Source organism: Pseudonocardia wallangbongensis (genome assembly GCF_054486945.1).
In genome coordinates, this window is the sequence record NZ_JBRERS010000005.1 from 315969 (window position 1) to 332092 (window position 16124).

Here is a 16124-nt window from a genome sequence, read left to right on the forward strand (position 1 = left end):
CCAACGGTCAGTTCTTGGCGTCCGCCTTCTTCCGCGGCGCCGCCCTCTTGCGTGCCGGCGCCCGCTTCGTGCCGCCCTTGGCGCGGCGCTCGGCCAGCAGCTCGCTCGCGCGCTCGTCGGTGATCTTCTCGACGTCGTCGCCCTTGCGCAGCGACGCGTTGGTCTCGCCGTCGGTGACGTACGGGCCGAACCGGCCGTCCTTGACCACCATCGGCTTACCGGTGGCGCCGTCCTTGCCGAGCTCCCGCAGCGGCGGGGTGGCCGCGGCGGCGCGCCTGCCCCGCTGCTTGGGCTGCTTGTACAGCTCGAGCGCCTCGTCGAGCGTGACCGTGAACAGCTGCTCCTCGCCCGTGAGCGAGCGGGAGTCGGTGCCCTTCTTCAGGTACGGGCCGTAGCGGCCGTTCTGCGCCGTGATCTCCTCGCCGCTCTCCGGGTCGGTGCCGACCAGGCGTGGCAGCGACAGCAGCCGCAGAGCCTCCTCGAGCGTGACCGCATCGGTGGTCATCGTCTTGAACAGCGAGCCGGTGCGCGGCTTGGGCTTCGCGGGGGCCTTCTTCTTCGCGGTGCCGTTGGTGGGGGCCGGCTGCTCCGGCTCCGGGAGGATCTCCGTGACGTAGGGCCCGTAGCGGCCCTCCTTCGCCACGATCTCGTGTCCGGTGACCGGGTCGACGCCCAGCGAGCGGCCCTCCTGCGGCACCGAGAACAGCTGCTCCGCGACCTCCGGGGTCAGCTCGTCGGGCGGCAGGTCGTCGGGCAGGTTGGCCCGCTGCGACTGGCCGTCGCGCACACGCTCCAGGTAGGGCCCGTAGCGCCCCACGCGGACCACGACGTCGTCGAACACCGGAACCGAGTTGATCTCGCGAGCGTCGATCTCCTCGAGGTTGACGCCCACGAGCTTCTTCAGCCCACCGGCGCGCGCCACCGAGCCCTCCGCGCCCTGGGCGGCGCCGAAGTAGAAGCCCGACAACCAGTCGGTGCGCTGCTGGTTGCCCTGGGCGATCGCGTCGAGCTCGTCCTCCATGGTGGCCGTGAAGTCGTAGTCGACCAGCCGGTTGAAGTGGTGCTCGAGCAACCCGATCACGGCGAAGGCGACCCAGGACGGCACGAGCGCCTGTCCCTTCTTCCACACGTAGCCGCGGTCCTGGATGGTCTTGATGATCGACGAGTAGGTCGACGGGCGGCCGATGCCGAGGTCCTCGAGCGCCTTGATCAGGCTCGGCTCGGTGTAGCGGGACGGCGGGTTGGTGGTGTGCCCCTCCGGCGTCAGCTCCGCCGCGGTGAGCGCCTGCCCCGTCGTGAGTTCCGGCAGCCGGGACTCAGCGTCGTCGGCCTGGCCGTCGCTGCCCTCGTCGAGGGTCTCCACGTAGGCCTTGAGGAAGCCGGCGAACGTGATCGTGCGCCCGGACGCGGCGAACGTGACGTCCTCGCCGGTGGCGGCCGTGCCGGCGATCCGGATGCTGACGGTGGTGCCGCGCGCGTCCGCCATCTGCGAGGCCACCGTGCGCTGCCAGATCAGCTCGTAGAGCCGGAAGTCGTCGCCGTCGACCTCGCCTGCGATCTCGCCGGGCGTCCGGAACGTCTCGCCGGCGGGCCGGATCGCCTCGTGGGCCTCCTGCGCGTTCTTGACCTTGCGCGTGTACTGGCGCGGCTGCGGCGAGACGTACTCGTCGCCGTACAGCTCGCGGGCCTGCGTGCGGGCGGCCTGGATCGCGGCGTCCGACAGCGTGGTGGAGTCGGTGCGCAGGTAGGTGATGTAGCCGTTCTCGTAGAGCCGCTGCGCGCTGCGCATCGTGCGGTCGGCCGTGAACCGCAGCTTGCGACCCGCCTCCTGCTGCAGCGTGGAGGTCATGAACGGTGGGTACGGCCTGCGCGTGTAGGGCTTCGACTCCACCGACTCGACGGCGAGGTCGCGGCCCTCGAGGGCCTGCGCCAGCCGGCGGGCGCTCGGCTCGTCCAGGGCGCGGGCGGCGTCCTTGCGTCCGCTGCTCTTGAGCCGGCCGTCGGGCCCGAAGTCGCGGCCCGTGGCCACGCGCGTGCCGTCGACGGCCACCAGGCGCGCCGGGAACTGCCGCGGGCTCGCCTCGGCGCCGGCGTCGAGCTGGGCGGCGATGTCCCAGTAGGAGGCGGAGACGAACGCCATCCGCTCACGCTCGCGCTGCACGACGATCCGCGTGGCCACCGACTGCACCCGGCCCGCCGAGAGCTTCGGCATGACCTTCTTCCACAGCACGGGGGAGACCTCGTAGCCGTAGAGGCGGTCGAGGATGCGCCGGGTCTCCTGCGCGTCGACGAGGTCGTGGTCGAGGTCGCGCAGGTTCTCCACGGCCGCACGGATGGCCGGCTCGCTGATCTCGTGGAAGACCATCCGGCGCACCGGGATCTTCGGCTTGAGCGTGTCCAGCAGGTGCCAGGCGATGGCCTCGCCCTCACGGTCGGGGTCGGTGGCGAGCAGGATCTCGTCCACGGACTTCACCGCGTCCTTGAGCTCCGCCACCTTGCCCTTCTTCTCGGGCGTGATGATGTAGAGCGGCGCGAACTGGTTGTCGACGTCGACGCCCAGGCGGGCCCACGACTCGCCCTTGTACTTGGCCGGCACGTCCGCGGCCCCACGTGGCAGGTCGCGGATGTGCCCGACCGAGGCCTCCACGATGTAGTCGCGCCCGAGGAACTGCTGGATCTTCTTGGCCTTCGTGCCGGACTCGACGATCACCAGCCGTCGCGTCGGCCGCCCGTTGGCGGCTCCGGTGGACGTGCCGGTACCCCGGCCGCCCCCCGCCGTGCGGCCGCCGCCCGCGCCCTTCCGGGTCGCGGGCTTCGCACTCGTCGTTCCGGTTGCCACCTGGTCCTACTCCATCGTCTACGGACGTACTGGCGAGCGCCTGTCGTCGGCACCCGCACCGGCCGTCCCCGGTACCCACCGCGCCGGCTGCACGGAGGCCAGGACACCGAGTATGCGTGGCCCGGGTACCGGCTTTCGCCGGAACCGTGCACTCGCACACCCACCTACGGTGTCACGCTCGTCACATTCAGCTGCGGAACCGGGGACGGACCGACGTGCTGCCGAACTGCGCCGCGAGAGCCTAACCACCCCGTCAAGATGCAGTTCTACCCCAGTACCGCGGCCACTCGGCGGTCGCGGCCCCCGGTGGAACCGGGCCGACCAGCTCGACCAGGCGTGCGACACGCCGCGTGCCGCTGATCCGCAGGGCCGGTCCCCGTCCGTCCCGAGCCGGTGGAAGACCGGCTCGCGTGGCCGCCGCGATGAGCGGGAGGTGCGTTTCGAGAGCGCGCGGGTCGAGCGCCAGCAGGTAGCCGCCCCGCTCATCGGGACGGCCCGCCGCGAGCGCCCACATGCGTAACGCCGGACCGTCCAGCTGCCATCCCTCCGGAACACATTTCACCGATCCCCGCATCCACGCCTTCGCCAGCCCGACCAGGTCGCATCGGAACGCCGTGCGCAGGGCGAGGCCCCCGGACTCGGTGCGGGAGGTCGTGACCGGGATGCCGATTGCCGCGCACGCGGTGGCGACCGCGGGCGCACGGGCGGGGTCGGGCAGGACGATCGAGAGCCTGGCCTGGTCCCCGGCGCCGAACCGGGCGATCTGCCCCGGACCGCAGAGCAGCCCCGCCAGGTCGCCCACCTGTGGCGGCCGCGCCTCCGCGGAGAACATCGACAGCTGCGACACGAAACGGAGAGTAGAACACCCGTTCGATTCGCGGTACCGGACGCGCCGATCGGCCGTGCTCGGGAGGGCGCAGGGGACCTCCTAGCGGGGCGCGACCGAGGCCAGCGCGGACAGCCGCTGGCACTGTGCGGAGCGCTCCGCCGCCCGGTAGAGGCGGGGCGCGGCGGCGAGGTCACCGAGCGGGTTCGGCGGGGTGACGGCCGAGACCTTCGACTCCACCTGGGTCAGCGTCCCCATGAAAGCCTCGGGCTCGTCGGGGTTCATGCCGTCGACCGTGGTCTTGAACCCGCCGAAGTCCTCCTCGAGCGCCCCCAGGGCGTCCTGCGCCCGGCGAGCGGCCTCGTCGCCTCCCGGCTCCGGCGCCGCGCCCACCTCCGCGATCTTGGCCTGGCCCTGCTGGGCCCCGGTGACGACGGTGCCCAGGTATGAGCTGACCGTCCGCTGGAGGGCGGGCAGGTCGCTCGACGTCGAGAAGTCCGGAGCGGACGTCGCGGGCACGGCGAAGCTCAGCACCGCCTCGCAGAGCCGGTCGCCCCATGCGACCGGGTCGCTTCCCGGGCCTTCGCCGGGCACAGGAGCGGTGTTCGCGGCCGCTGTCCCCCCGACCGTGGTGGTGCAGCCCGCGGTGAGCAGCGCCGTGACGGCGAACGCCGCGGTGGCGAGCACCCGGAGGGCCGACGGGCGCCGGAACGACCGGGTCATGTGGTCACCTCCCGACCTCACGCGCGATCTCCTGGCAGCCGGCCGCCTGCTGGCCCGCCTGCGCGAGCTGCGGGTTGTTCTGCAGGTCGGCCATGGGGCTCGGCGTGGTCGCGAGCCGCTCGACGGACTCGATCGCGGCGGGCACCTCGCGCTGCAGTTCCTGCCGGTCGTTGATGTCGACCCGCTCGATCCGCGTCCGCGCGTCCCGCAGCGACGCCTGCATGGTCTCCAGCGTGCTGGTCAGCTTGCCGACGATCTCGTCGCCGCCGTCGATCGGCGCCGGCCCGGCCGCTTCCATACCGCTGATGGCGGACCCGGCGCTCTCCTCGGACTTGCTGAGGTAGTCGTTGAGGTCCCGCACGAGGGTCGCCGCATCCGGCGCCTCGGCCGGTTTCGGTGGCGAACCCGCCGTCTTGACGTACGGGAGGAGCGACCCGCAGATCTGGTCGACCCACGCGACAGCGCCCTGCTCGACCGCCGCACTGTCGGCCGCGGCAGCACCTGGTACGGAGCTGGTGCACCCACCGCTCAACGCCAGGGCCGCGACGGCCGGAAGGACGAGGGCGGACGGGGTGATACGGGGCATGCGGCTGCTCCCGACGCGGTGGGGGCTCGGTCACCCGACAGTGTGCCCGCCGGTCGGACGCGCCCCGCACCGGGCCCTGGGAGGCCTCGCGGGCCGGCGCTCGTTCAGCCCGTCGGCGCGCTCGTCGAGCGGAGCTGGCGGCAGCTCTCCGCTTGCTCGCTCGCCGCTCCGAGCTCCTCGCTGTCACGCATGCCATCGGTGGGTGCGGGAAGGTTCCGAAGTTCCTGCAGGGGAGCCAACGCGGCCGGAACCGCGGTGGCCAGCTGCGCGGGGTCGGATACGTCGACGGCGGCGAGCTGCGTGCGCGCCGAGTCGAAGCCGCCCCGGATACCGCGCAGCGCCTCCTCGAGGCGCCCGACGTACGCGTCGCCGCCGTTCACGGGGGACGTACCGACGGCGTCGAGCGCGGTGAGGGAACGCTGCAGCGCGTCGGACGTCGCACCGAGGTACCTGTCCAGTTCCTGCACCGCGGCTGCCGGGTCGGAGCGGTCGATCTCGGGGCTCATCGTCGCTGCTCGCGTGAAGCCGGAGAGCGCCCCACACACCTGGTTCGTCCAGGCCAGGGCGTCCTCGCCCGGCGCGGCGAAGCCACCGCATCCGGCGACGAGCGCGGCGAGTGCGACGGCGGTACAGCTGAGACTGCGCGTCCTCATGGATCCTCCCGGGCTGGCGCCTGGCCGGTGACACCCGTTCAACGACGGAGGCCGTCCACCCGTACGGGTGAACGGCCTCCGTGTTGGAGAGAATGCAAGAGCGCAGGTCAGCCGACCGCGCTCTCCGCCGGTGTGTCGGCGATGACGGTGCTGCGGCGCTTGGACACCACGACCGCCGCGACGATGATCGCGGCGGCAACAAGCGCGATCACGATGCGGACCGGCGTGGATGCCGAATCGCCCACCGAGAACGTCACGATCGCCGGGGCGATCAGGACCGAGACCAGGTTCATCACCTTGATCAGCGGGTTGATGGCAGGGCCCGCGGTGTCCTTGAACGGGTCGCCCACCGTGTCGCCGATGACCGTGGCCTCGTGCGCAGGCGAGTTCTTGCCGCCGTGGTTGCCGTCCTCCACCAGCTTCTTCGCGTTGTCCCACGCCCCGCCCGAGTTGGCCAGGAAGATGGCCATCAGGGTGCCGGTGGCGATGGCCCCTGCGAGGTAGCCCGCGAGCGGGCCGACACCGAGGCCGAAGCCGACGGCGATCGGGGCGAAGATCGCGAGGAGGCCGGGGGTGGCCAGCTCGCGCAGCGAGTCACGCGTGCAGATGTCCACGACGCGCCCGTACTCCGGGCGGACGGTGCCCTCCATGATCCCGGGCTCCTCCCGGAACTGCCGGCGGACCTCGAACACGATCGCGCCCGCCGCCCGGGTGACGGCGTTGATCGCGAGCCCGGAGAACATGAAGACGACGCTGGCGCCGATGATCACACCGACGAGCGTGTTCGGCGAGAACACCTCGAACGCGAACGCGGTGCCCGCGTCGGTGATCGTGCCGCCGGCCTCGGCGATCGCCTGGGTGATCGCGTCGCGGTACGAGCCGAACAGGGCCGTGGCGGCCAGCACCGCCGTGGCGATGGCGATGCCCTTCGTGATGGCCTTGGTGGTGTTGCCCACCGCGTCCAGCTCGGTGAGGATGCCGACGCCGTCGCCCTCGACATCACCGGACATCTCGGCGATGCCCTGCGCGTTGTCCGAGACCGGGCCGAAGGTGTCCATGGCGACGATCACGCCGACCGTGGTGAGCAGGCCGGTGCCGGCCAGCGCCACGGCGAACAGGGCCACCGTGATCGAGCCGGTGGCCAGCGCGAAGGCGCCGAACACCGCCGCGCTGATCACGAGCGCCGTGTACACGGCCGACTCGAAGCCGATCGAGATGCCGGCGAGGATGACCGTGGCCGCCCCGGTGAGCGAGGACTCGCCCACCGTCTTGACCGGCTTGTCCTCGGTGCCGGTGAAGTAGCCGGTGAGCCAGAGGATCACGCCGGCCAGCACGATGCCGATGATCACGGCGGCCGAGGCGATCAGCTGCGGGTTGGCCCCGCCCATCGCGTCGACGACCGTGCCGTCGGTGGGGCCGTTCAGCGCGTCGAAGCTCGACGGCAGGTACACGAACGCGGCGATCACGCACAGCACGGCGGAGATGAGCGCCGAGATGTAGAAGCTCCGGTTGATCGCCTTGAGGCCGCCCTCGCCCTCGCGGGCCCGGGTGATGTAGACGCCGATGACGGCGGTGATCACACCGATTGCCGGCACGATCAGCGGGAACAGCAGGCCCTGCTGGCCGAACGCCGCGGTGCCCAGGATCAGGGCCGCGACGAGCGTGACGGCGTACGACTCGAACAGGTCGGCCGCCATCCCGGCGCAGTCGCCGACGTTGTCGCCGACGTTGTCGGCGATGGTGGCCGCGTTGCGCGGGTCGTCCTCGGGGATGCCCTGCTCGACCTTGCCGACGAGGTCGGCGCCCACGTCGGCGGCCTTGGTGAAGATGCCGCCGCCGACACGCATGAACATGGCGAGCAGCGCCGCACCGAAGCCGAAGCCCTCGAGCACCTTCGGGGCCTGGCCGGTGTAGACCATCACCACGACCGCGGCGCCGAACAGGCCGAGCCCCACTGTGAACATGCCGACCACGCCACCGGTGCGGAACGCGATGCGGGTGGCCTTCTCCCGGCCGCCGCTCTCGCGGGCCGCCGCGGCGACGCGGATGTTGGCCCGCGTGGCGAGCCACATACCCAGGTAGCCGATTGTGGCGGAGAACACGGCGCCGATGATGAAGAAGATCGATCGCCCCACACGCTCGCCGATGTCGCCCGGCAGCGCGAACAGCAGTACGAACACGACCACGACGAAGATGCCGAGTGTGCGGAACTGACGGTTGAGGTACGCCGCGGCGCCTTCCTGGACCGCTCGACCGATGTCCTGCATCTTCGAGGTGCCCTCGCCGGCGGCGAGAACCTCCCGGAGCAGGACGAAGCCGACGGCCAGTGCGGCGAGCGCGACCACCGCGACCACGCCGACGATGGCATAGTCGCCTCCCGCGAGCGTCACTTCGCTCGCGGCGAGGGTGGACACGGACATCCGTCCTCCTGGTCACTACGAAACGGGCCAGGGAACACGAACGGCGACCCCGGCGTCTTGGGAAGCCCGTCGCCCCAGGTGGGGCTGCTACAGGCGCGTGCAGTCTAAGTGTGTGGCTTCCGGCACCGTGCAGTGAGTCCCCTCACGACTGTGATCGACTCGGTCGGCTCCGGGGCGGACGGGGTGGGCGTCGGTGCGGTGTGCCAACCTCGGGAACGTGGGTGCGGGGCGCGAACCGGCGGGGCGGGGCGAGGTCCTGTTGCGCCGCGTGCTCGCCGGGTGCGACGCGCCCGACGGCGACGCCGCCGGTCCGCTGCGGCACGCCGTGCGGCTGCTGCCACGGGCCGGGCGGACCGCGAGCTGGCCCGGGTGGGTGCCGCCGCAGCTGCAGGAGGCCTGGGCCCGCCAGGGGGTGCCGGCGCCGTGGACCCACCAGGCCGGCGCGGCGGAGTTGGCCTGGACGGGCCGTGACGTGGTGGTGGCCACCGGGACGGCGTCGGGGAAGTCTCTCGCCTACCAGCTGCCCGTGCTGGCGCGGTTTGCGCAGGATCCCAAGGCCACCGCCCTCTACCTCTCGCCGACCAAGGCGCTCGCGGCCGATCAGTTGCGCGCGCTGGACGCGCTCGCCGTGCCCGACGTGCGGGCGGCGCCGTTCGACGGCGACACCCCGACCGACGCGCGTGACTGGGCCTGCCGGCACGGCCGCTGGGTGTTCAGCAACCCGGACATGGTGCACCGCGCCTTGCTGCCGCGGCACGGGCGATGGGCCATGTTCCTGCGCAGGCTGCAGTTCGTGGTGGTGGACGAGTGCCACACCTACCGCGGCGTGTTCGGCTCGCACGTGGCCCTGCTGCTGCGCAGGTTGCTGCGGGTGTGTGCACGTTACGGCTCGCGTCCCACGCTCGTGCTCGCCTCGGCGACGGTGGCCGAGCCCGCGGCGTTCGCGGCCCGGCTCACCGGCCGGGATGTGGTGGCGGTGACCGAGGACGGCTCGCCCGCGGCGGGCCGCACCGTGGCGCTGTGGGAACCGCCCCTGCTCCCGGAGATCACCGGTGAGAACGGGGCACCGGTGCGCCGCCCCGCCGGCACCGAGGCGGCGCGGATGCTGGCCGATCTCGTGGTGGAGGGGGCGCGCACGCTCGTGTTCGTGCGGTCCCGGCGCGGTGCCGAGGTGGCCGCGCTCACCGCGCAGCGGTTGCTCAGCGACGTCGATCCGGGCCTCGCGGGCCGGGTGGCCGCCTACCGCGGCGGCTACCTGCCCGAGGAACGGCGCGCCCTCGAGTCGGCGCTGGCCGATGGCGAGCTCCTCGGGATGGCGACCACGAACGCGCTCGAGCTCGGTGTGGACATCGCAGGCCTCGACGCCGCGGTGGTGGCCGGTTTCCCCGGCACGCGTGCGTCGTTCTGGCAGCAGTCCGGACGCGCCGGCCGGGCTCGCGACGAGGCGCTCGTGGTGCTCGTGGCGCGGGACGACCCCATGGACACCTATCTCGTGCACCACCCGGACGCCCTCCTGGGTGCCCCGGTGGAGGGCTGTGTGCTCGACCCGACGAACCCGTACGTGCTGGGCCCGCAGCTCGTCTGCGCCGCCGCGGAGCTGCCGCTGACCGAGGACGACGTGCGCGACGTCTTCGGTGGTGCCCCGGCCGCCGCGGTGCTCGACGAACTCGTGGCCGACGGGGCACTGCGGCGCCGGCCGACGGGCTGGTACTGGCCCTCCACCAGGGAACGTCCGGCCGGCACGGTGGACATCCGGGGCTCGGGCCTCGGGCAGGTGGCCGTGGTGGAGGCGGATACCGGCCGGATGCTCGGCACGGTGGACGGCGCGTCCGCGCCGGCGACGGTGCACCCCGGCGCGGTGTACCTGCACCGCGGCGAGACCTACCTCGTGCAGCAGCTGGACCTCGAGGCGGGGGTCGCCGTGGTGGAGACCGCCGACCCCGGGTTCCGCACCGACGCGCGGTCCACCGCCGACGTCGAGGTGGCGCGCGTGCTCGCCCATCGCGACCTCGGGCCGGTGCGGGTGTCGTTCGGCGAGGTGACGGTGACCTCGCAGGTGGTGGAGTACCTGCGCCGTGCACCGGACGGCACGGTGCTGGGGACCACGCCCCTGGACCTGCCCGAGCAGGTGCTGCGCACGCGCGCGGTCTGGTACGACGTGGACGAGGAGGCGCTCGTGGCGGCCGGAGTGTCGCCGAGGCGGATCCCCGGTGCGCTGCACGCCGCCGAGCACGCGGCGATCGGCCTCTTGCCGCTCTTCGCGATCTGCGACCGCTGGGACGTCGGGGGCATGTCCACCGCCCTGCACCCGCACACCGGCCGGCCCACCGTGTTCGTGCACGACGGCCACCCCGGCGGCGCGGGCTTCGCCGAGCGCGGGCACGCGCTGCTGGGCCGTTGGCTGGCCGCCACCCGCGCGGCCATCGCCGACTGCGAGTGCCGCACCGGGTGCCCGTCCTGCGTGCAGTCGCCGAAATGCGGCAACGGCAACGCCCCACTGGACAAGGCGGGCGCGATGGCGGTGCTGGACGTGGTGCTCGATGCTGCGGGCGAGTGGTCCCCAGCCGCCGGTACGACTGACCGGGCGACCACCTCGCCGGTGCCCACGGCCCCGGGATAGACCGTCGCCGGCCGGCCGCGTCGGGGGCCGGGCCGGCCGGCGACGGTCGGCGCGCGGTGGGCCGGTTATGGGGTGGGCGTCGATTTCGACGCTCCGGCCCCACCGCAGTCTGGGGAGCGACTTCCGGGGTCCGGCCGGGCGAACCCGGCTGTGGACTGCATCCAGTAGGCGCGCCGCGCCCTGTGGTTTCCAGTGCCTGTCGCTGATCGGTACCGGTGTGACGACGAGCGTTCCGGTGGTGCGCCGAGTCGTCGGGCGGCTTCCGGGTGCCGCGAGTTGGACCGTGCCGGGTCGGGCGGACCCGCCTGTCCACGTCGGCCGACCGCTCGTCGTGTAGCTCGGCGCGCGGGTGCCGAACGCGGCACCGACCGGGCGATACCCGGCTGGTTCGTTCGGCGGTGCGGGCCCGACGGCGGGCGGTGCGGGGACGGGCCCGGCCCGTGCTCGGCCCGACGCGTGGTCGACGCCGGGTGGGGCGAAGCCGATCGGCACGCGGACCTCCAGCAGCGCGTCCCAGCCGACCAGCCGGCACGAGGTGACGGTGCCGCCCACCGCCACCGCCACCTGACCGGCCCGCCGGCATGCCGCCTGCGCACCCTCGACGGCGAGGCCCGCCGCCGCGAGCGCCGCCAGGTCGGCGGCGGCCTCGGCCCGGTGCCGGGCGATGACCGCGGCGCCCAGGTGCAACCCGACCACGAACACGGTCATGATCACCGCGATTCCGATCGCCGCCCAGACCGTGGCACTGCCCCGGTCGCGCGGGTGCTCCGGGTGAGCTCTCACGGCGCCACTGCTCCCGGTTCGAGCGCGGCAACCGCGCGGCTTCCGATCCGCACGGGCAAGGGATGCAGGACGTCGGCCGACACCTCGGCGACCACGAGATCGCCTTCGGTGCGCAGCGTCAGCCGGGCACCGGACGGCGCCAGCTGGGCGGCGACGGTGCGCCCCCGATCGGCTTCGCCACGAGCAGCCAGCCGGGCGAGCTCACGCGCCGCGTCGACACACCGGATCGACCCGCCGGCGGCCGCGATGGCGCCGACCGCGACGGTGAGGAACACCGTGAGGCTGCAGAGCGCGAGCGCCGCCTCGACGGTGACCGCACCGCGGTCCCGGTCGTCGACCGAAGTGGCCGACATCGAAGTGGCCGACACCGGGGCGGGCCGGCGCCCGGCCGGCGCTCGCGCGCCCATCAGAACGTGACCGTCAGGGCTCGCTCGACGAGCCCGGTGAGCGCCGTGAGGATCGACTCGCCGGTGACGACGGTGTAGAGCAGGGCCCCGAAGGCCGCGGCGGCGACGGTGCCGATGGCGTACTCGACGGTGCTCATCCCGCGGTCGTCGTGGCGGAGCCGGCGCAGCCGCCGATGCAGCGCCTCCCCGAGGGGCCAGGTGCGGGCAGTGGGACGGGTGGGTGCGGGCTGGATCATCGGTTTCTCCTCTTTCTCATGGGGTTGACGGCCGCCTCACCAGTGCGCGAGCACCTCACCGGCGAGGCCGACGACGACAGGGGCGATGCCCAGGACGAGGAAGGCCGGCAGGAAGCACACGCCTAGCGGCGCGGTGATGAGCACGGCGGCGCGCTGGGCCTTCGCCTGGGCCGTGTCGAGCAGGCCGGCCCGGATCCGCTCGGCCTCGGCACGGGCGACCTGTGCGAGGGCCGAGCCGGTGCCGGCGGATCGACCGGCGGCCCGGGCGAACGTCGCGAGGGCGGGCAGCCGTTCCGCGGCGAGCCACGCGGCCGCGGCATCGGCGCCGAGCTCGAGCAGACCCGCTGTGCGGCGCAGACGCGCGCCGACGGCGCCGTGCAGCGGCCCGGCGGCCGCCGTGACGGCGAGGGCGACGGGGAGGCCTGCCTCCAGGCATACGGCGAGGAGCTCCCAACCGGCCGCGAGCTCGGTGTCGGGCTCCGCGACGACCTGCCGGCGCGCCCCGACGTGGCGGGCCGCGAGGAGGCCTGCGCCTGCCGCGGCGAGGGCGAGCAACAACCCGGCCGTGGCACCCGCGGCCGTCCATCCCAGTGCACCGACGGCGGCCGCGCCGATCGCGACCCACGCCGGACGGATCGGCGGACCTCCCGGGACCGGAGGGGCGGGCGAGGTGTGCAGCGCGCGGAGCCGGTGGCGGCCGTGCCGGGTGTCGCCGAGGAGGAGTGCGGTGGCGAGCAGGGCGAGTGCCACCACCTGGCCGGACGAGGCCGGCGGAGCGGGCGTCATCGCGGCACCGCCGAACCGAGGATCCGCTCCGACCAGGCGCTGCCCGCGGCCAGCAGCGCGACACCGACGACTAGCAGGACCTGGCCGAGGGGGCTGCCACGCAGGACCCCGAGCGGCTCGGCACCGATCAGCTGTCCGAGGCCGATCCCGAGCAGGGGCAGCGAGGTGAGCACGGCCGCGGTGGCCCGTGGCCCGGCGAGCTGTGCCCGCACGGTGGCCGCGAACCGCACCCGCCACCGGATGTCCTCGTGGGCGCGGCCGAGCAGGTCGGCGAGGGGGATGCCGTGCCGTTCGGCCAGCGACCACGCCGTGGCGATCCGCTCGACGTCGGCGCCGATCTCCGGGCGACCGGCACCGCCGCGGCGAAGTGCGGGCACAATCCCGTCGCCGAGGCCCGCCGCCACCGCGGCCGGAGCGAGGACCGCTCGGGCGTGCGGTCCGTCGGCATCGGTGCCGGCGAGCGCCGCGGCCGGATGGCTGCCGGCCCGCAGCTCGTCGGTGATGCGTGCGACGGCGGCGGCCAGCTGCTCGGCGGCCATCGCCTTGTCGAGGGCCGCGCGTCGCCCGGCCCGGCGGTGCCGGAACACGAGCGCGGCCAGCGCACCGGCGAGACCCCCGCCCACCCCGGCGAGCACGGCCCCGGCGAGCGCGCCGACGACGGGCCCCACCAGGTGCGGCCAGCGGGCGCGGCGGGAGCGCGGGACCGGCCACAGCGCGGCGAACCGGGCCACGGCCGCTGGTGGCGGTGCGCAGGCCACGGCCGCGGCGACGGCGGCACATGCGGCGGCGGTGTTCACCACGGGAGGCTCACCTCCCGCTCGTCGAGGAGGGCGCCGAGCGTGGAGCGCTCCTCGGCCCAGCCCCGTGCGCGTGTCCACACCGGTCGGACGGTGACCGCGTGGTGGTCGGTGCCGTGGTCGCGGCCGAGGACTGCGACGGTGTCGAGCACCCGCGCCCCGGACGGCAGCCGGTGCATGTGGAGCACGATCTGCACGGCCGCGGCGAGCTGGCTGTGGAGCGCGTCGCGGGGCAGCCCGCCGGTGGCGGCGAGCGCCTCCATCCGGGCGGGCACCTCGCGTGCGGAGTTGGCGTGGACGGTGCCCGCGCCGCCGTCGTGACCGGTGTTGAGCGCGGCCAGCAGGTCGCAGACCTCGGCGCCCCGCACCTCGCCGACGATCAGCCGGTCCGGGCGCATCCGAAGGGCCTGCCGTACGAGGTCGCGCAGCGTGACGCCGCCCGCTCCTTCGATGTTGGCCGGGCGCGCGACGAGGCGCACGACGTGCGGGTGGCGCGGCCGGAGCTCCTCGGCGTCCTCGACGCAGACCACCCGCTCGCGCGGGTCGACGGCTGCGAGCAGCGCCGCGAGGATCGTGGTCTTGCCGCTGCCCGTGCCACCGGACACGACGAACGCGAGCCGGGCGGCGAGCACCGCCCGCAGCAACGCCTCGCCGGTGGCGTCGAGGGTGCCCGAGGCGCGCAGAGCTGCGAGGTCGTGGGCCGCCGGGCGCAGGACGCGCAGGGACAGGCACGTGCCGTCGGCGGCGACCGGCGGCAGTACCGCGTGCAGCCGCACGCCTGCGTCGGCGACCCAGCCGTCGACGTACGGGCTGGCGTCGTCGAGGCGGCGTCCCGCGGCGATCGCGAGGCGCTGGGCGAGGCGGCGCACCGCGGCGTCGTCGGGGAAACGGACCGCGGTGCGCTCGAGCCCGGCTCCTCGGTCGACCCACACCGAGGCGGGCCCGCAGACGAGGACGTCGGTGGTGTGTGGGTCGCGCAGCAGTTGGTCGAGCGGGCCTGCTCCGACGAACTCCTGGCGCAGGACCCTCAGCGCGGACAGCACGTCGAGGTCGGAGACGACCCCGCCGGACTCCGCGCGCACGGCTGCGGCCACGGTGGCCTGGGTGAGCTCGCCACCGGTGGCGGCGAGCCGGGAGCGCACCCTGTCGACGAGCGGGGTGGTGTCGGCGGCGTCTGCCCGCAAGCTCATGACCGCGCCCCCGAGCCCGCCCGCATGGCGTCGAGCACGGACCGCGCCGCGCCGGCGAGGGGACCGTGTGGCCGGGGTGGTGCCTCGCCGCGTTCCAACGCGCGCGCGAGTCCCGGCTCCGGACGCATGGCGGCGAGCAGCGGGACTCCCACCGCCCTGGCCACCTCCTCGGCGTCGACGCCGCCCGGCGCCGGGCCGCGGACGATGGCGTGAACCGGCCGTCCGTGCCGGGCGAGCAGCGCGGCGACGCGGGCCCCGGCGGCGGACGAGCGGACGTCGGCCGGGACGACGAGCGCCACGAGGTCGGCGACCGCGAGGGCGGCCGCCGCCGCGTCGGCGGGGTAGCGCGGGAGGTCGCACACGACGGTGTCGCCCGCCCGGCGGCCCGCCTCGACCACGGCCCGCACCGCTGCGGGTGTGGGTCCGTGGGTGCTGCGGTCGCAGGAGAGGACGCCGAGCCCGCCGTCGTGGCGTCCGATGCGGGGTGAGGGGAGCGCGGCGTGGAGGGCCGCGGCCGGGACCCGGCCGCCCTCGACCCCGACGCCGGGCCAGCGGAGCCCGCCGAGGTCCTCCGCGCCGAGCACGAGGTCGAGCCCGCCGCCGAGCGGGTCGCAGTCGACGAGGAGGGCGCGGGCGCCCTCACGGACCGCGGTGACGGCGACGGCCGCGGCAAGCACGGATGCTCCGGCTCCGCCGCGGCCGCCGACGACCGCGAGCACGGTGCCGCCGGGGCGGGGACCCTCCGCGGCCTCGGTGAGCGCCGCGACGAGCCACTGCTCGGCCTCCGGCAGCGTGATGACGTGTTCGGCCCCGACGGCCACCGCGTGGCGCCAGACCGCATCCGGTGGTGCACCGCGCACGGCGAGGACGACGTCGCCGCGCCGGGGCATTCCGGCGCGGGCGCACTGCGCGGCCGCGGCGGCGTCGAGCAACACGAGCGGCGCCTCGCTCCAGAAAGCGCGGGCCTGTGGCGGGTCGACCGCGCGTTGCAGCTCGCACCCCGCGGCCGCCGCGAGCCGCAGGAGCGCGTCGAGCAGGTCGGGGTCGGAGACCATGACCAGGCCCCTGGGCGGCGGACCCGGCCGCTCCGTGATCTCTCTCGATCGCACGACAGCCTCCTCGTGGTCCCGGCCGGGCGAGCCGGGTACGGGCCAGCGTGGCTGGCCGAGGTGCCGTGTGGCGGGCGATCATCGAAACTGTGGACAACCTGTGGTTGGTGTGGATAAGTCGCCGTGTCGGGCCGGTGACCAGCAGGTTC

At 74.3% G+C, this 16124-nt stretch carries 13 protein-coding genes and 1 pseudogene; 1 reads left to right on the forward strand and 13 read right to left on the reverse strand.

What is annotated here, in order from left to right:
- Nucleotides 1–7: 7 nt before the first annotated feature.
- From topA to ACU436_RS20550, 6 genes are all read right to left on the reverse strand, one after another.
- The gene (gene topA / locus ACU436_RS20525; RefSeq protein ID WP_459028169.1) at nucleotides 8–2710 is read right to left on the reverse strand and encodes a type I DNA topoisomerase; all 2703 of its coding nucleotides are present in this window, start codon (nucleotides 2708–2710) and stop codon (nucleotides 8–10) included.
- Between the two features lie 382 nt (nucleotides 2711–3092).
- Nucleotides 3093–3686 carry a hypothetical protein gene (locus tag ACU436_RS20530; protein WP_459027588.1) on the reverse strand — a complete coding sequence of 198 codons (594 nt, stop codon included), beginning with the start codon at nucleotides 3684–3686 and terminating at the stop codon, nucleotides 3093–3095.
- A gap of 81 nt (nucleotides 3687–3767) precedes the next feature.
- Complete coding sequence (locus tag ACU436_RS20535) at nucleotides 3768–4388, reverse strand: hypothetical protein (protein WP_459027590.1); 621 nt, start codon at nucleotides 4386–4388, stop codon at nucleotides 3768–3770.
- A 4-nt stretch (nucleotides 4389–4392) separates the two neighbouring features.
- Entirely contained in the window at nucleotides 4393–4974 is a 582-nt protein-coding gene (locus ACU436_RS20540) for a hypothetical protein (RefSeq protein WP_459027592.1), read from the reverse strand.
- 104 nt (nucleotides 4975–5078) lie between these two features.
- Entirely contained in the window at nucleotides 5079–5627 is a 549-nt protein-coding gene (locus tag ACU436_RS20545) for a hypothetical protein (protein WP_459027594.1), read from the reverse strand.
- Nucleotides 5628–5734: 107 nt separating this feature from the next.
- Complete coding sequence (locus ACU436_RS20550) at nucleotides 5735–8047, reverse strand: sodium-translocating pyrophosphatase (protein ID WP_459027596.1); 2313 nt, start codon at nucleotides 8045–8047, stop codon at nucleotides 5735–5737.
- 217 nt (nucleotides 8048–8264) lie between these two features.
- Here ACU436_RS20550 and ACU436_RS20555 point away from each other — a divergent pair, with 217 nt between their 5' ends.
- The gene (locus ACU436_RS20555) at nucleotides 8265–10667 is read left to right on the forward strand and encodes a DEAD/DEAH box helicase (RefSeq protein ID WP_459027598.1); all 2403 of its coding nucleotides are present in this window, start codon (nucleotides 8265–8267) and stop codon (nucleotides 10665–10667) included.
- Between the two features lie 441 nt (nucleotides 10668–11108).
- Here the strand turns inward: ACU436_RS20555 and ACU436_RS20560 are convergent.
- From ACU436_RS20560 to ssd, 7 genes and pseudogenes are all read right to left on the reverse strand, one after another.
- Nucleotides 11109–11450: pseudogene (locus tag ACU436_RS20560) on the reverse strand (Rv3654c family TadE-like protein); the annotation flags it as partial.
- Nucleotides 11447–11803, reverse strand: coding sequence for a TadE family type IV pilus minor pilin (locus ACU436_RS20565; RefSeq protein WP_459027600.1), 357 nt, complete (start codon nucleotides 11801–11803; stop codon nucleotides 11447–11449). The gene ACU436_RS20565 and the pseudogene ACU436_RS20560, both read right to left, overlap by 4 nt.
- 53 nt (nucleotides 11804–11856) lie before the next feature.
- Entirely contained in the window at nucleotides 11857–12093 is a 237-nt protein-coding gene (locus tag ACU436_RS20570) for a DUF4244 domain-containing protein (RefSeq protein ID WP_459027602.1), read from the reverse strand.
- A gap of 36 nt (nucleotides 12094–12129) precedes the next feature.
- Nucleotides 12130–12879, reverse strand: coding sequence for a type II secretion system F family protein (locus ACU436_RS20575; protein ID WP_459027604.1), 750 nt, complete (start codon nucleotides 12877–12879; stop codon nucleotides 12130–12132).
- The gene (locus tag ACU436_RS20580) at nucleotides 12876–13679 is read right to left on the reverse strand and encodes a type II secretion system F family protein (RefSeq protein WP_459027606.1); all 804 of its coding nucleotides are present in this window, start codon (nucleotides 13677–13679) and stop codon (nucleotides 12876–12878) included. The genes ACU436_RS20575 and ACU436_RS20580 overlap by 4 nt, the downstream gene beginning before the upstream one ends.
- Nucleotides 13673–14866 carry a TadA family conjugal transfer-associated ATPase gene (locus ACU436_RS20585; protein WP_459027607.1) on the reverse strand — a complete coding sequence of 398 codons (1194 nt, stop codon included), beginning with the start codon at nucleotides 14864–14866 and terminating at the stop codon, nucleotides 13673–13675. The genes ACU436_RS20580 and ACU436_RS20585 overlap by 7 nt, the downstream gene beginning before the upstream one ends.
- Nucleotides 14863–15975 carry a septum site-determining protein Ssd gene (gene ssd / locus ACU436_RS20590; protein ID WP_459027609.1) on the reverse strand — a complete coding sequence of 371 codons (1113 nt, stop codon included), beginning with the start codon at nucleotides 15973–15975 and terminating at the stop codon, nucleotides 14863–14865. The genes ACU436_RS20585 and ssd overlap by 4 nt, the downstream gene beginning before the upstream one ends.
- Nucleotides 15976–16124 lie beyond the last annotated feature (149 nt).